11 protein-coding genes are annotated in these 16513 nt (G+C 33.2%); 5 read left to right on the top strand and 6 right to left on the bottom strand.

What is annotated here, in order from left to right; genetic code table 11:
* Positions 1–54: 54 nt before the first annotated feature.
* A complete protein-coding gene (locus tag AC2H4K_RS04650; RefSeq protein ID WP_493742923.1) occupies positions 55–2202 on the top strand; it encodes a peptidylprolyl isomerase in 2148 nt (715 codons plus the stop codon).
* A gap of 79 nt (positions 2203–2281) precedes the next feature.
* Here AC2H4K_RS04650 and AC2H4K_RS04645 read toward each other — a convergent pair whose 3' ends face one another.
* Positions 2282–3658, bottom strand: a complete 1377-nt coding sequence (locus AC2H4K_RS04645) for a GYDIA family GHMP kinase (RefSeq protein ID WP_493742922.1) — start codon at positions 3656–3658, stop codon at positions 2282–2284.
* A 48-nt stretch (positions 3659–3706) separates the two neighbouring features.
* Positions 3707–5011, bottom strand: coding sequence for a hydroxymethylglutaryl-CoA reductase, degradative (locus AC2H4K_RS04640; protein ID WP_493742921.1), 1305 nt, complete (start codon positions 5009–5011; stop codon positions 3707–3709).
* 148 nt (positions 5012–5159) lie between these two features.
* On the opposite strand from AC2H4K_RS04640, the gene AC2H4K_RS04635 reads away from it, so the two are divergent.
* From AC2H4K_RS04635 to AC2H4K_RS04620, 4 genes are all read left to right on the top strand, one after another.
* A complete protein-coding gene (locus AC2H4K_RS04635) occupies positions 5160–7388 on the top strand; it encodes a S9 family peptidase (RefSeq protein ID WP_493742920.1) in 2229 nt (742 codons plus the stop codon).
* A gap of 38 nt (positions 7389–7426) precedes the next feature.
* Positions 7427–8992 (top strand): peptide MFS transporter, encoded by a 1566-nt coding sequence (locus AC2H4K_RS04630; RefSeq protein ID WP_493742919.1) that lies wholly within the window; start codon positions 7427–7429, stop codon positions 8990–8992.
* Between the two features lie 76 nt (positions 8993–9068).
* The gene (locus AC2H4K_RS04625) at positions 9069–11186 is read left to right on the top strand and encodes a peptide MFS transporter (protein WP_493742918.1); all 2118 of its coding nucleotides are present in this window, start codon (positions 9069–9071) and stop codon (positions 11184–11186) included.
* Positions 11187–11269: 83 nt separating this feature from the next.
* Positions 11270–11830 carry a thioredoxin family protein gene (locus AC2H4K_RS04620; RefSeq protein ID WP_493742917.1) on the top strand — a complete coding sequence of 187 codons (561 nt, stop codon included), beginning with the start codon at positions 11270–11272 and terminating at the stop codon, positions 11828–11830.
* A gap of 72 nt (positions 11831–11902) precedes the next feature.
* Here AC2H4K_RS04620 and AC2H4K_RS04615 read toward each other — a convergent pair whose 3' ends face one another.
* Genes AC2H4K_RS04615 through surE form a run of 4 tightly spaced genes read right to left on the bottom strand, consistent with a single transcriptional unit; the run spans position 11903 to position 16388 of the window.
* Positions 11903–13933, bottom strand: a complete 2031-nt coding sequence (locus AC2H4K_RS04615; RefSeq protein ID WP_493742916.1) for a ComEC/Rec2 family competence protein — start codon at positions 13931–13933, stop codon at positions 11903–11905.
* 32 nt (positions 13934–13965) lie between these two features.
* Positions 13966–14478, bottom strand: a complete 513-nt coding sequence (locus tag AC2H4K_RS04610) for a C40 family peptidase (RefSeq protein WP_493742915.1) — start codon at positions 14476–14478, stop codon at positions 13966–13968.
* Positions 14479–14486: 8 nt separating this feature from the next.
* A complete protein-coding gene (lpxB, locus tag AC2H4K_RS04605; RefSeq protein ID WP_493742914.1) occupies positions 14487–15608 on the bottom strand; it encodes a lipid-A-disaccharide synthase in 1122 nt (373 codons plus the stop codon).
* 6 nt (positions 15609–15614) lie between these two features.
* Positions 15615–16388: a 5'/3'-nucleotidase SurE gene (surE, locus tag AC2H4K_RS04600; RefSeq protein ID WP_493742913.1), complete on the bottom strand. Its 774-nt coding sequence runs from the start codon at positions 16386–16388 to the stop codon at positions 15615–15617.
* Positions 16389–16513: the final 125 nt, after the last annotated feature.

Below are 16513 nucleotides of genomic sequence, written 5' to 3'. Positions count from 1 at the left end.
TTTACTAGAAAATACTATTTTCGCACACTTATTTACACTAAATAAAACAAGACTATGGCAGTTTTAAATAAAATTAGACAACGTTCGCTTATATTGATATTAGTGATAGCTTTAGCGTTATTCTCTTTCGTTATTGGCGATTTGTTTAAAAATTCAGATGCATTGACGGGAGGTTCGCAAGATGTTGTTGCAACGGTTAATGGAACAGATATTGGAAGATTAGAGTTTCAACAAAAAGTAAAAGGTTACCAAGATAGAGTTGGTGGTAGAGTCACTTCTACACAAGCTATGAATACTATTTATAACCAAGAGCTTCGTAGAATTATTTTAAATTCTGAAACAGAAGCTTTAGGTCTTTCAGTTGAAAAAGATGAGATGCGTGATTTATTAAAAACTAGCTTTTCTTCTTACCCAGAATTTCAAGATCAAAATGGAAACTTTGATGTTAACCGTTTAAACGCTTTTATAGCTAACCTTAAAGATTTAAATGGTGAAGCTGCTCCATTAAGTAACTTCATGGTGACTTATGATAGCTGGACAAATAACGAGCAAAATATTGCAGCAAGTGCAATTCAGCAATCATATTACAATATGATTAAAGCTGGCGTAAGTGCGACGATTGCAGAAGCTAAAGATGAATATCTTGGTGATGCTAAAACTGTAGATGTAAAATATGTACAAATACCTTACACTACAATAGCAGATAGCTTGGTGCCTGTTTCTAAAAGCGAAATCAAATCTTATATGGAAAGCCATAAAGATAAATTTGAAGTTGACGCTAATAGAGAAGTAGTTTATGTAGAGTTTAAGGAAGAAGCTTCTAAAGCTGATGAGGATAAAATTAAAGCAGACTTGTTAGCATTAAAATCTGATAGACCAGAGTACAATGAAAGTAGTAAAAACACAGATACAATTTCTGGTTTTGATACGACTTCAGATGTTGAAGAGTTTATAAATACATACTCTGATATTAAATACAACGATGCTTACTTAAGAGCTAATCAGTTGCCAGCTGTTGCAAAAGATACATTACTAAAACTTAACGTTGGTGATTATTACGGACCTTATAAAGATGGGGAATTCTTTAAATTATCTAAGGTTGTTGCGGCAAAGCAAATGCCAGATTCTGTAAAAGTTCGTCATATCCTAATTCCTTATGTTGGTGGAACTAGAGCTGATGCTACAGTAACTAAAACTCCAGCGGAAGCAGAAAAAACTGCTGATAGTATTTTAACTGCAATTAAAGGAGGAACTAAATTCATGGACTTATTAGAATTATCTTCTGATAAGGTTAGTAATGAAAAAGATGGTGAAATAGAGTTTGATTACAACGCAGGTATGGCACCAGAGTTCAAAGCATTCTCATTTGAAAATGAAGTTGGTGATGTAGAAGTAGTTGGTACATCTTTTGGTTACCACGTTATTGAAATTTTAGAACAAAATAGTTTTAATAAAGCTATCAAAGTAGCAACTTTAGCTGATAAAATTGAACCATCTCAAGAAACTCTTGATGAAGTGTTCAACAAAATGTCAAAGTTTGAAATTGCAGCAAAAGAAGGTGATTTTAGTGAGTTAGCTAAAGAACGTGACTTAACAGTGAAGCCAATTACATTTAATGAATTGGATGAAACTATTCCAGGTTTGGGAAGTCAAAGAGAAGTAGTGCGTTGGGCTTTTGATGAAGATACAGATGAAGGAGATTATAAAAACTTCTCAATATCAGGTTTCGGGTTTATCGTTGCAAAACTTGTAGAGAAAAATGAGGAAGGTTTAATGAGTGTTGAAGATGCTTCAATTACGGCGCTTCCAGAAATTAGAAAAGAGAAGAAAGCTAAAATGATTCGTGAAAAAATTACAGCAACTTCTGTTGATGATATAGCTAAAAATAATGGTCAATCACCAAGAACAGCAGCAGCTGTAACTATTAAGAATACGACACTTTCTGGTGCAGGTGTTGAGCCAAAAGTTGTTGGTGCAGCATTTGGTTTAAAAGAAGGTGCAACTTCTAAGCCAATTGATGGTGAAAAAGGTGTTTATGTTGTTGAGGTAACTAAAGTAAACGAAGCAACTGAATTAGAAAACTATGCTCCAGTAATGAATAGATTAAACTCTGAGCGTAGAAATACAGTTCAAACAAAAGTATATCAAGCTTTAGAAAAAGCTGCTGATATAGAAGATAACAGAGCTAAGACGGTTTATTAGTATTCTAATCAATTTTAATAAAATAAAAAAGGGCTTTACGAAATGTAAAGCCCTTTTTTATTGATACGTTTTTATAGTTCTATTTTATCATTTCAGAATAAGGAATAATAGTATCAAGACCTTTAGACTTAAAGTAATCTGAAGGATTATTTTCCGAAGTAACTAAAATAAAATCTCCTCCCCAAGCTCCAAGACTTTTTATAGAACCTTCGTAATCACTAAAGAATTTTGATTTGACAGTGTCTTGCAGAATAATTTTAGAAATAATGGTTTCATGAGCATTGATTAAGTCTTCAAAATCGGTTAAGGACTTACATGAAATCATTGCTTCAGATATGCTGTTTACTTCATTAATTATAGAACTATTGATAACAGCATTATTTTTATAATTAGCAATACCTTCTCTACTGTTTTGCTTTCTATTAAGATAAACAAAGAATAGTTGCTTTTTAAATGATGGATTAAAATCAACCTTTTTTATAATGGGCGAGCCATCAGTTATTTGATAAGTTATTGGCTTATCGTTCTGAGCACAAGCAATATCATAACCACTTCCTCCAAAAGTTTTTTCTAAAAGCTGATAAGGATTTATATTAGCCCATTGTGCTAAATTATTAATTAGCGTAGATGAAGTGCCTAATCCCCATTTTCTATTGAAGTCTAAGTGTGTAGAAACTTTATATCCTTTAGACTTTGACAAGAATTCAGGGTTTAATCTAAGAGCAGTATTTAGAATACTTTCAAGTCTATTTGTAACTGGATTGTCATTCTGAACTTGTTTCAGGATTTTACCATTTTCAAAAGTAAAATCACCTTTAAACCATACCTTTTCATCTTCATCATAACTTTTCCAGCTGATAGTATTATCATCACTAGGTTTAACCACTAAACTCTGACCATATTTTGTAGGAATCGCCAAGGCTTTAGCTCCATCTAAAACTAAATATTCAGATGTTAGTAATAATTTACCGTTGCTTCTAAATATAAATGTGCCTTCGAGAACCTCAGGCACCGAAGATATCTTGTTGTTTTTCGTATGATTAATTTTTTTCTTTCTCTTATCAATTTTGAAATTTTGTAAATGATTATCAAAGTGCTCTTTTTTTTGGTGGCTGAGGTTCTCGTTTTTTTGGTGGCTGAGGTTCTCGAAGCCACCATGTGTAGACTTCTTATCTCTGTAAGCTATCGATAAACCAGGTAAATTATCTAAATTTTCATTTATTAAAGCTTCTTTTTTTGCTCTACTCCAACCTTGAATTTGCTTTTCTCTATAAAATGCATCATCAATTCTTTGAAACTCTTCAATATATTTTAGTTCTACAGGTAGTCGTTTTTTTGTGTGATTTGCACCTTTACCATCATTATGCTCTGCAATACGTTTTTCAATGTCAATAGTACTGCCAGTATAGTAAGAACCATCAGCGCATTCTAGTATATAAACATATCCTTTTGGCATTACATAACTAATAATGTGACTTCGACTACACTCAGTCACCAGTTTAAATTAAATTTTTCTAAGATTCTCAATAGCTTCAACCACAGCGCTATGCGTTACAGTATTGGTTTTAAAATGCTCAACAACTTTTTCCTTTTCTTCATTTGAAGCTTCAAATTGATTAAGGATATTCATCAAGTGCATTTTCATATGTCCTTCTTGAATTCCGGTTGTGGTTAAAGACTTTACAGCAGCAAAGTTTTGCGCCAAACCAGCAACAGCTACAATTTGCATCAGTTCTTTTGCATTTGGTTTTTCGAGCATTTCTAAAGCAAATTTCACTAATGGATGTAAACTGGTTAATCCGCCAACGGTTCCTAAAGCTAATGGAACTTCAATCCAGAATTTAAACGTGTCATCATCAATTTCACAGTGTGTTAAACTAGAGTATTGACCACTTTTTGAAGCATAAGCATGAACACCAGCCTCAACCGCTCTAAAATCATTACCAGTAGCAAGTACAACAGCATCAATGCCATTCATAATGCCTTTGTTATGTGTAACTGCTCTGAAAGGCTCAACTTCAGCTATGTTAACTGCTTGCTTAAATTTTTGAGCAAATAATTGTGGATTGTTAATATCCTTACTTTTTAAGTCTTCAATTTTACAAGAAACTTCAGCCTTTACTAAGCAGTTAGGAACGTAATTAGATAAAATACTCATTACTATTTCTATATTGCCTTCAAGAATTTTTTCAGCTTCATCTTTAAATGTTGTTGCAAACTGCTCTAAACACGAATTAATGAAATTCGCTCCCATAGCATCTAGAGTTTCAAAAGTAGCGTGTAACTGATAGTAATTTTCTAAATCTTCAGTTTTATTTATCAGTTCAATATCTAGAATTCCACCACCACGACGCTCCATATTTTTTGTAATTGCAGAAGCATCAGAAATCAATTTAGGCTTAACAGTTTTGAAGAATGTTTCTAATTTTTCAAAACTGCCATCATAGGTAAAATGAACTTGGCCAATTTTTTCGGTGGATATAACTTCAGCCTTAAAACCACCACGTTCTAACCAAAACTTAGCAGCCTTACTTGCTGCGGCTACCACTGAACTTTCTTCAATAGCCATTGGTATGGTGTACAACTTTTCGTTGATTTTAAAATTTGGAGCTACTCCAAGCGGTAAATAAAAATTGGTTATGGTATTTTCAATAAACTCGTCGTGTAGCTTTTGCAGTTTTTTGTCGCTATTCCAGTATTGTTCAACAAGAGTTTTAGATTGATTTTTGTCTGTAAAATAGGTGTCTAAAAGCCAATCGATCTTTTCAGATTTTGAAAGCTTAGAAAAGCCAGAAATTGGTTTCGGCATGTTAAATTTAGTTTTAAAATACAAAGATACTTATCATTGGCATAAAATGTGTGCGCAAACTATCAATATTGCGGATTTACTGTTAATAATGACGGTTTTTTCCATAATTTTTAGTAAACTTGGCATTGCCTTATCGAAAAAATAAAATATGAAATTTAAACTTTTTGCAGCCGTAATTGGCTTTATTGCTACCTCCCTAATTTACAGTCAAGAAAAACAGATTACACTAGAAGATATTTGGAGTGGTGAGTTTAGAACAGAAGGAATGCAAGCGCTGCATTCTATGAATAATGGTAAGCAATATTCGGTTTTAAATTTTGATAGGCAAACCAGAACTTCAACAATAGATATTTACGATTATAAAACTTTGAAAAAGGTAAAGACCTTGGTATCCTCAGCAGATTTAGCTGAAGTCCGAGGTTTTTTTGATTATAGCTTTAGTGAAGATGAGTCTAAAGTACTTTTAACGACTAATTCCATTCCGGTTTTTAGACGCTCTACTTTAGGAGAATATTATATCTATGATATTGAAAATGAAAAAGTCACTAAAGTATCTAATGATTTAGTACAAGAGCCGACGTTCTCACCAGATGCTAGTAAAATTGCTTATGGTTTTGAAAATAATTTATACATAAAAGATTTAAAATCTGGTGATGTAAAGCAAATCACTTTTGATGGTGAAAAGAATAAAATAATCAATGGAATTACGGATTGGGTTTATGAAGAAGAGTTTAGTTTTGTAAGAGCTTTTGATTGGAATGCAGATGGAAATAAAATAGCCTTTATTCGTTTTGATGAATCCGAAGTGCCTGAATTTTCAATGGATGTGTACGGTTCGGATTTGTACCAAACACAACAGGTTTTTAAATACCCTAAAGCTGGTGAAGCTAACTCTAAGGTGTCTTTACACTTGTACGATTTAGATTCGGAAAAACTATCCGAAATTAAAGTGAACAAGTCTTATGCTGATTTTTATATTCCAAGAATAAAGTGGACAAAAGATGCTGATGTGCTTAGTGCTCAATATATGAATCGTCACCAAAATGAATTGGATCTTTGGTTTATAAATGTAAAAAGCAATACTGCAAATTTAGTTTTGGCAGAAAAAGATAAAGCTTACATCGATGTAACTTTCAATCTCACATTTTTAAAAGACAATAGTTTCATCTGGACGAGCGAAAAGGGTGGTTTTAATCATATTTATCATTATGATAAAAATGGGAAATTGATAAACCAAGTCACTAAAGGTAATTGGGAAGTAACCGATTATTATGGTTTTAATGAAAAAGCTAATACTATTTACTTTCAGTCTACGGAAAATGGTTCCATCAACAGAGATGTGTATTCAATAAAGCTAAACGGTAAAAATAAGGAAAGACTAACTAAAGCTGAAGGTACTAATAGTGCGTCTTTCAGTGCAGATTTCACGTATTTTATAAATACATATTCTAGTGCAACAACACCACCAGAATATACTTTGAATGATGCTAAATCTGGTGAGTTGGTCAAAAGTATTAAGGATAATGATAAGTTGTCTCTAAAAGTTGGAGACTATGTAACTTCAAAAAAAGAATTTAGTACTATAAATGTCAATGGTAATGATTTAAATATGTGGATGATAAAACCAGCTGATTTTGATCCGAAAAAGCAATACCCATTGTTTATGTATCAATATTCAGGACCAGGATCTCAGCAAGTCGCTAACAGATGGAATGGAGCAAATGATTATTGGTATCAAATGTTAGCACAGCAAGGTTATATTGTGGCTTGTGTAGATGGTAGAGGTACAGGTTTTAAAGGCGCTGACTTTAAAAAAGTTACTCAAAATGAATTAGGTAAATACGAGGTTGAAGACCAAATAGCTGCAGCAAAGCAATTAGGAGAAAGACCATACATTGACGCTTCAAGAATTGGTATTTGGGGTTGGAGCTATGGTGGATTTATGAGTAGTAATGCGCTGTTTAAAGGTAATGATGTCTTTAAAATGGCAATCGCAGTCGCACCTGTAACAAGCTGGAGATTTTACGATACAATCTACACCGAACGTTACATGACAACACCACAAGAAAACCCAAGTGGTTATGATGAAAACTCGCCAATAAATCATGTTGATAAACTAAAAGGTGATTTTCTGCTAATTCACGGTTCTGGTGATGACAACGTGCACTTGCAAAATACGATGAGAATGGTTGAAGCATTAATTCAGGCAGATAAGCAATTTGAATGGATGATTTATCCAGATAAAAATCATGGTATTTATGGTGGTAACACCCGTTTGCATTTATATAAAAAGATGACCAATTTCATCAATAAAACTTTAGGTGATAAACTAGAAAAGACTGAAGAAGAAAAGCAAACGTCTAAAATTAAAGGATAATAGCTAATAAATAACAGTAACTAACTAAATTAAAATATATGTCAACAGCAGTTAAACAACCGCATCAAAGAGAGCTTTTTGGTCACCCAGTAGGACTTTATGTTTTGTTCTTCACGGAAATGTGGGAGCGCTTTTCTTATTATGGGATGAGAGCTTTACTAACATTGTATCTCGTAGAAAAAACAACTGCAGACAATCCTGGTTTAGGATGGTTAGATTCAGAATCAATAATGCTTTATGGTTGGTATACTATGTTAGTATATGTAATGTCAATTCCAGGAGGTATCATTGCAGACAAAGTTTTAGGTCAGAAAAAGGCTGTTCTTTATGGTGCTTTAACTTTAGTTGCAGGTCACGGTATACTTGCTTTTGATGAAATGTGGGCATTCTATACAGGTCTAATTTTAATTGTATTAGGTGTTGGATTACTTAAACCAAATATTTCGACTATGGTTGGTGGTTTATACAAACAAGGAGATATTAGAAGAGATAAAGGTTTTAGTATCTTTTATATAGGTATAAACTTAGGGTCACTTTTAGCAACGTTTATAGTAGGTTATGTTGGAGAAAAAATAGGATGGCATTATGGCTTTGGATTAGCAGGTATTGCTATGTTGTTAGGTTTGCTTGTGTATTTATATGGACAGAAATTTTTAATAACTGTAGGTAATAAACCTACAGAAGAAGATAAAAAAGGTGATGTTTCTATCGGGAAATTATTAGGCGACCTGATTAAGTCTCCAGTAAATTTAGGGATAGTATTCTTAATAATAGCTTATGCTATTTATGCAGGCTTTTCTTATGAAGGAGTTGATAGTTGGGGCTACACAGCGCTTTATGTGTTTATAGCTTTTGTGGCAGGAATCATGATGATGATTTATAAAAACCTAGAAACAAAAGTGTCAAAAGATAGATACCTGGTACTTCTATTATCTTTCTTAATTGTAATTGTGTTTTGGGGAGCCTTTGAACAAGCAGGTGGTTTAATGAGTATTTATACTAAAACAAATACGGATAGAATGTTGTTCGGTTGGGAAATTCCTGCAACATGGTTTCAAGGACTTAATGCAGGTTTTATAATCATATTTGCAACATTAGTGGCAGGTTTCTGGGCAAAAAGAAAATTGAAAGGAAAAGAGGCCTCTTCTCTTTTCAAAATGGCCATAGGAACAATGATTATGGGACTAGGTTTTGTCTTTATGATTTTCGCTGCAGCTGAATTTAATGAAAAAGGTAGTTCTGCGATGCATTGGTTAGTTTTAGCTTATTTATTCCATACTATAGGAGAATTATGCTCTTCTCCTGTGGCACTTTCTTTTATTACAAAATTAGCACCTGTAAAATATGCTTCATTAATGATGGGAGTTTATTTTGCAGCTACTGGCTTAGGAAATAAGGTAGCAGGCGTTATTGGCGAGTCAGCTTCAGAATTTGGTGAATATGCTATTTTCTCAGGAATTACAGTGTTCACAGTTTTATTTGGACTGTTAGTAATCTTATTATTAAAACCTTTAAAAAGATTAACTCATGGAGCTGAGGATAATGAAAGAGAGTTGCTAGAGACAGAAAAATATGAATTAGCTGATTCTGAAATAAATAATTAAAAAATAATATTTTAAATAACTAAACCCTTATGTGTCATAAGGGTTTTCTACACTAACTAAAACTAACTATTATTTTATGAGTACTGATATTGAAAATCTATTTAAGGATAAGGTTCTTGGTCATCCTGGTGGACTATTTGTATTGTTTTTTACAGAAATGTGGGAGCGTTTCTCATTCTATGGAATGAGAGTTCTTTTGGTTAATTTTTTAACCATGGCAGCTATAGGTTATAATCCTGGATGGGAATGGAGTGTAGAAAATGCAGGAGCTCTTTTTGGTACTTATGCAATGCTACTTTATATCACACCTATTGTAGGTGGTTACATTGCGGATAAATTTACGGGTTATCGTTGGGCTGTGATTATAGGGTCACTTATCATGACTTTGGGACATGCTTCTATGGCAATAGAAACTGAGTTTTCTCTGTATTTAGGCTTAGCACTGTTAGTAATCGGAACAGGTTTTTTTAAGCCAACAATGACCTCTATCATTTCCGAGATGTACAAGAAAAATCCAGAGAAAAAAGATGGAGCTTACACTATTTATTATATGGGTGTTAATGCAGGAGCTTTTTTTGGTATGATGTTGTGTGGCTATTTAGCAGAGAAAATAGGTTGGGCGTATGGATTTGGGTTAGCAGGTGTTTTTATGCTTTTAGGAACGCTGCAATTTTGGTTGTCAGGGCCGTTATTTGGAAAAATAGGTGCTAAGCCATCTAAAGTACATGAAGTTGAATTACCTCAAAATATCAATGAAGAATCCGTTGAAATAGATGACAATTTTGAAAAGGAAGAAAAACCAAATCCTTTCACACTTTTTGATAAAATATTAATCATAATCTCATCAGTTATAGGTTTGGGATATGCTATTAATGATCCGATGTCTAAAATTGCAGGAATCGATATGTTCTCTGCTTTACAGATAGGAGATTTTGAAGGTCAGTATGTAGCTGTTCTATTTGCTCTTGCTCTATTTTTAGTTTTGGTAATCGGAAGGATTTTAAGATATACGGCTGTAGTTAGAGATAGAATGATAGCCTTTATTGTGTTTGCTTTTTTTACGGTATTCTTTTGGTTGTCTTTTGAGCAAGGCGCATCTTCACTTGTTATTTTTGCTAGAGATAATGTGGATAGGCTTTTAAGTGGTGGAGCTGCAACGACATTCAATATCGTGAATACCTTGTTAACGGTAATTCCTTTAATCATCATCTCATACGTGTTATACCTGTTGTGGAAAAAAACATTCAAGAAAATTCCAGGATCAAATATTGTGCTGGTACTTTGTTTCTTATTGATGTGGGGAATTGTTGGTTGGATGCTAAACCGTGATTTTAAAACTGTTGCGTACGATGTTACATATTCTGCAATAGAACAACCAGCAATGGATGATGATGGAAAACAAAAGGTTGATAAAGATGGCAATTTAGAATTTATTTACGTTCCAATAACTGAAGGTAATCAAGTAAATTCAAATCAAAAAGTTGTTACTAGAACAACATCAATTGCTGAACCATTATCATTTAATGTAGGTGATAAATTAAATATCATAACAAAAAATAACGAAGGAACTGAATTTGGTTTCTTGGATGAAGAAAGGTTAGCTTTCGCTAAAGAAAATGCTATTGCACTAAATAGAGATAACGGAATTGTGTCTGCAACGGTGACAAAAGTTAGAGATAATGAAGTGGAGATTACTGTATCATGGTTTAGTATCTTAAACTCATTTTTTATAATTGTTTTTGCGTCATTGTTCTCTAAATGGTGGGAAAGTAAATATAATCCTAGTGCAGCTACTAAATATGCATTAGGGCTGATAATTATGGGTGTTGGTTTTGGTCTTTTAGCCTTTGGTTCTTCAGGTGCAGTTGATGGAGTTAAAGTAAGTATGATTTGGTTGATTTTAGCCTACCTCTTCCATACATTGGGAGAATTGTGTTTGTCTCCAGTTGGTTTGTCTTACGTTAGTAAATTGGTGCCAGCGAGAATGATTGCGTTAATGTTTGGTATGTGGTACTTGGCCATTGCTATAGGTAATAAGTTAGCGGCTGTTTTAGGAGGTCAGATTGAAAATATTACTGAAGAGTATAGTCTCTCTACATTCTTCCTGATTTTTACAATTGTCCCTGTCGCAGCTGGTGTTTTGGTATTTTTATTAAACCCAGTACTTAAGAAACTAATGCACGGTGTACGCTAATCAAAACAGTTAAAATAATATAAAATGCTCCTAAAAAGGAGCATTTTTTGTAAGTTCGGAACAAGAATTGCAACAAATCGGTTATGAAAAATCTACTATACATATTTGCTATTGTGTTACTTACATCTTTCAAGGTGAGTGATAAGGCTGATAAGGAAATTAATTGGATAACGCTAGAGGAGGCTATTGAACTTCAAAAGGAAGAGCCTAGAAAAATTATAATGGATGTATACACCAATTGGTGCGGTCCATGCAAAATGCTAGACAAAAATACTTTCCATAACGAAGATGTGGTTGATTATGTTAATAAGAATTATTACGCCGTAAAATTTAATGCAGAAGGTAACGCCTCAGTGACTTATAAGGATAAGACTTTTAGTAATCCTAATTATAACCCAGCGAATGCCAACAGACGAAATAGTGCGCATGAATTCTCAAGGTATTTACAAGTAAGAGCTTATCCTTCAATGGTTTTTTTTGATGAAAGCGCTAATGTTATTGCGCCTCCAATTACAGGTTATTTAAAGCCGCAACAATTAGAGTTGTATCTAAAAATGTTTAAAGCTGATGAACATAAGGATATGACGACACAGGAAAAGTTTAATGAATATTACAAAAACTTTAAACCTACATTTAAGGAATAGATTAACCGTCAATACGGGTGGTTTTCCTAATTTCCGTTTAGGAAAATTGTAACAAGAATAGGTTTTTAGAAATTATTCAAGAATAAAAGCTCCCTTTTCATTGGTGTAATGGAAAGGGATTTCTTTTTGCTGGCAAGTTAATTTCCAACGTTGCGCATAAGTTTTATAATTACTGGCGTCTGCAATAATTGTTTTAGGCTTCAAGCTGTCCAAGACTCTGTTTAGATTTACTTTTGGTGAGTTTCTCAATAAAACATAATCGATTTTAGTAGCTATATTTTTATAAATGCCTAAACTATCAATTACTAAAATTTTATAGTCTTTATAGGTGTAAAAGTGTTGTAAAGAATCTTCTTTAAGGGTTTTTAATATTCTACCAACCTTATAGTTTTTAATAACATTATCTGTTTTTCGCTTAGAAGTATCTAAATTATGATGAATTAAAAGTTTGCTGCTTTTTTGTAGGCCAATCATAGAGAACCGACTCTTATTGAATACAACAAAAGCAGAAGTTTCGCTTTGATGCTTATTGTAGAAAAAAGTACCTTGAAAACAGATTACAGTGATCAATGCTAATCCAACCCATTTGAAAGTTTTGTGTTTGTGGACTTGGACTAGAGAAACCACAAAAACATAGACACAAATCACCTGAGCTATGGTAAAAGGGATGTCTCTAAACAAAAAATCTTCAAATTGAGCTACCCAAGCTATAAATCCATTAAGTGAATTTATTATCGTACTATATACATCAACTAATAAACTTGGAAGCACATTTAATAATGCCAATAATATAACCAATAAGCCTAAACCTAGAATTAATCCTAAAAACGGAATAACAACAATATTTGATATAAAAAACAAACCTGGAAACTGATGGAAATAAAATAAACTGATAGGTAATACTCCAAATTGCGCAGCTATTGTTACGGTAAATATTTGCCATAATTTATCAAGAATCCAATATTTTGGTTGCCAGATTTTGTAAATAATAGGTTGAATACTTACAATCCCTAAAACAGCTAAATAGCTCATCTGAAAACCAACTTCAAACAAAAATGTAGGCTTAAAGAGTAAAATAAGGAAAGCTGAAACAGCTAGGGTATTATAAATATTTGTTGGTCGTTTTAAATGCATTGCAACATTTATGATGCTAAACATCATGACGGCTCTAGTTATCGAAGGTGATAAGCCAGCAATAATAGCGAAAGACCAAAGCAGAACAAATATGACTAAGCCTTTTATGAAATTACCATGTTTAAAATAGAGTAGTGGACTAAAAACGAAGTTGAGGATCAATAATAAAATTCCAACATGCAAACCAGAAACGGCAAGAATATGTATAGTACCAGAATTGATATAGTTATTGTAAACTGTTTTGTCTATAGACTGTCTTTGCCCAAGTAGTAAGGCATTCATTATGCTTAAGACATCTCCTTTAAATCCAGTATTAACTAACTCTTGATTGATTGTTGATCTAAGTTGGTCCGCGTATCCATAAATGCTATGTTTAGAATTTGAAAGAAGAAAAACCTCATGCTTTTTTAAATATAGTTGTTTGTAAACTTGCTTTAATTCTAAATATTCAGAATAATCAAACTGATAAGGATTCAATGGTTTTTGAATATTAGTGAGTTTTGCTGAAGTCAATACAATGTCATCAACAGCAAAAGGTTTAGAAAGACTGTCTGGTTTTAAGTTAATGAGTAGCCTACCTGAAGATTTATTATTGTTAATGGACTTTACCGAAGCAATATACTTGTCATTGTAGTTATCTGGTTTTAGTCGTTCTTCAATCTGTAAAATTATTTCTTGAGCTCCATTACTTTTATCAATGTTTAGGTAGTGATTGCTTAGTAATTTTTCATTTTGAATAGTGTAACTAAGCATTCCTATACCAATAAAACAAATAAAACTCAGGATATCAAAAAACGGGTGGTTTACAATTTTTGAGCGTAATACAATCCATAAAAGCCCAAGTGATATGACACAAAGGGTTATAAAGACTAAAATAAAATTTAGGCTTAACTTAAGGTAATGAGAAATTACAATTCCTATAATCAGGAAAACGGTAAGTTTTATTATAGGAAATTTTAGTAACTTCATGATAATGAGTTACTAATATAATAAAAGTCATGTTATAAAACACGTCTAGCTTGAACGAAAGCGAAATACCAATATTTTTCTGCTAAAGAAGAAATCATAACTCCTCTGCTGGTTGAGGCGTGAATAAATTCAACATTTCCAGGTCTAACATCGGTAACAATACCAACATGGTTAACACTTCTGCTGTTTTTACTGGTGGCGAAAAATACCAGATCACCTACATTAACTTCTTTCAAATCTACCCAATCTCCATAACTTCGTAATCCAGAAGTTGACCTTGGTAAGCTAATATTGTGTTCTTTGAAAGAGGTATATATTAACCCAGAGCAGTCCATGCCTTTTTTTGTAGTTCCTCCGTATTTATAACGTGTACCGTTAAAGGTTTTGGCAAATTTCACAATGCTTTCTGCATCTTTAGAAGGTTTCTTAGAACTGTTTTCAACCTTTACGGAATACGTCTGCCTTTTTTTGCTGCTATAGCTTTTTTTAGATTTACAACTGGTTGAGATTACTACTAAAAGTAGGATAGGTAATAGTCTTTTCATTTGTAAGTTTAGATATTGGGTTCTTTTATGGTTTTGTAGATTAATTTAGCGGCATTTTCACTAGCTCCTTTACCACCTAGTTTCTTCTCTAGTTCAAAATAATCGAGGAACATTTGCTCTCTCTTTTCTCCATTCAAAATTAAATTTAATTCTTTTTTGAGGCGCTTTTTGTTTAAATCTCCTTGAATTAATTCAGTAACTACCTCCCGATCCATAATCAAGTTAACTAAAGATATAAACTTAAGTGTAATAATGCGTTTCGCTATATGATAAGAGATAGCGTTGGCCTTGTAGCAAACCACTTGTGGTACTTTAAAAAGTGCAGTTTCTAATGTTGCAGTTCCTGAAGTTACAAGAGCAGCATAAGAAACACTTAGTAAATCGTAGGTTTTGTTAGAAATGAAGCTAACATTGTCTTGTTTTATAAATTGCTTGTAAAACTCATAATCTTGACTTGGAGCTCCAGCGATTACAAACTGATAGTCCTTAAAATTGTTAACAAGACTTAGCATTACTCCCAACATTTTGGTGATTTCTTGTTTTCGGCTACCAGGTAACAAAGCAATTATAGGTTTGTCATTAAGATTATTCTGAGATTTAAAAGTCGCTTCTTCAATCTGAGTTCTATCTGCTATAGCATCAATTAGAGGATGGCCAACAAAGTTGACATCATAATTGTACTTATTGTAAAAGGCTTTTTCAAAAGGTAAGATGCAGTACATGGCGTCGATGTCGCGTTTTATCTTTTCAACTCTACTTGCTCTTGATGCCCAAACTTGAGGGGAAATATAGTAATGTGTTCTATAATTTTGCTCTTTAGCCCACTTGGCAACTCTTAGGTTAAAGCCAGAGTTGTCTATGAAAATAATAACGTCTGGATTAAAATTTTCAATATCATTTTTACAAAACTTAATGAGCCCTAAGATTTTCCTAAGATTGAGAATAACTTCCGCAAAACCCATAAACTGTCGCTCTTTGTAATGCTTTACCAAAGTGCCACCAACAGCTTGCATTAAATCTCCACCCCAGAATCTAATCTCAGCATTTTCATCTTGTTTAAACAAAGCTTTCATTAGGTTAGAACCATGCAAATCTCCTGAAGCTTCTCCTGCAATGATATAGTATTTCATAGCTTTTTAGTTGTTCAGGTTCCAGGTGTTTAGGTTCTGTATTAGATGGTGTGCTGTAAGATCGAATTGAACAGGAACAACAGAAACGTAGCCATGTTCTAAAGCCCATTCGTCGGTATCTTCACCATTGTCTAGATTTACAAATTTTCCGGCTAACCAGTAATATTCTCTTCCCATTGGGTTAGTGCGTTTGTCAAATTCTTCAACCCAATTAGCTCTAGCTTGTCTACAAACTTTGATCCCTTTTATATCTTCTTTCTTTAGTTTAGGAAGGTTAACATTTAACACAACGCCATCAGGTAAACCATGTTCTAAAACCTGCCTGGTAATTGTTTCTATAAAGGGTTTGCAGTGTTCAAAATCGGCATTCCAATTATAATCTAATAACGAAAACCCTATTGCAGGAATGCCTTCAATTCCAGCTTCTAAAGCAGCACTCATCGTTCCTGAATAAATCACATTTATTGAAGAGTTAGAGCCGTGATTTATACCAGAAACACAGATATCTGGTTTTCTATCTAAAATTTCTCGTACGGCTAATTTTACGCAATCTGCAGGCGTGCCAGAACAGCTGTACTCAGGTTGCTTTCCGTCTATGGTAACCTTTTCTAAATACAATGTTGCGTTAACGGTAATGGCATGTCCCATGCCGCTTTGTGGACTATCTGGAGCAACAACTACAACATCACCAATGGTATTCATTACCGAAATCAAAGTCCGTATGCCAGGAGCAGTAATACCATCGTCGTTAGTTACTAAAATTAAAGGGCGTTTGGCCATTGTGTAAGAAAAATTGTTATTGTGTTGTAAAAATACTAAAAAACTATACCTTTTGTCGGTTATATTGGCTTTAACAAAAAATTAGTGCCGCTATTTTTTATGGCACGGTTTTTTCTGCTATTTTA

The sequence above is a fragment of the Winogradskyella sp. 266wxhm genome, from assembly GCF_058964685.1.
This window is presented reverse-complemented; position numbering and strand designations above follow the sequence as displayed.

Bases quoted from the DNA above. Each gene is read 5' to 3' on its own strand.
- AC2H4K_RS04620 (WP_493742917.1), top strand. From the start codon at position 11,270: ATGAAAAATCTACTATACATATTTGCTATTGTGTTACTTACATCTTTC.
- AC2H4K_RS04625 (WP_493742918.1), top strand. From the start codon at position 9,069: ATGAGTACTGATATTGAAAATCTATTTAAGGATAAGGTTCTTGGTCAT.
- AC2H4K_RS04645 (WP_493742922.1), bottom strand. From the start codon at position 3,658: ATGCCAAAAGGATATGTTTATATACTAGAATGCGCTGATGGTTCTTAC.
- surE (WP_493742913.1), bottom strand. From the start codon at position 16,388: ATGGCCAAACGCCCTTTAATTTTAGTAACTAACGACGATGGTATTACT.
- AC2H4K_RS04650 (WP_493742923.1), top strand. From the start codon at position 55: ATGGCAGTTTTAAATAAAATTAGACAACGTTCGCTTATATTGATATTA.
- AC2H4K_RS04610 (WP_493742915.1), bottom strand. From the start codon at position 14,478: ATGAAAAGACTATTACCTATCCTACTTTTAGTAGTAATCTCAACCAGT.
- lpxB (WP_493742914.1), bottom strand. From the start codon at position 15,608: ATGAAATACTATATCATTGCAGGAGAAGCTTCAGGAGATTTGCATGGT.
- AC2H4K_RS04635 (WP_493742920.1), top strand. From the start codon at position 5,160: ATGAAATTTAAACTTTTTGCAGCCGTAATTGGCTTTATTGCTACCTCC.
- AC2H4K_RS04630 (WP_493742919.1), top strand. From the start codon at position 7,427: ATGTCAACAGCAGTTAAACAACCGCATCAAAGAGAGCTTTTTGGTCAC.
- AC2H4K_RS04615 (WP_493742916.1), bottom strand. From the start codon at position 13,933: ATGAAGTTACTAAAATTTCCTATAATAAAACTTACCGTTTTCCTGATT.
- AC2H4K_RS04640 (WP_493742921.1), bottom strand. From the start codon at position 5,011: ATGCCGAAACCAATTTCTGGCTTTTCTAAGCTTTCAAAATCTGAAAAG.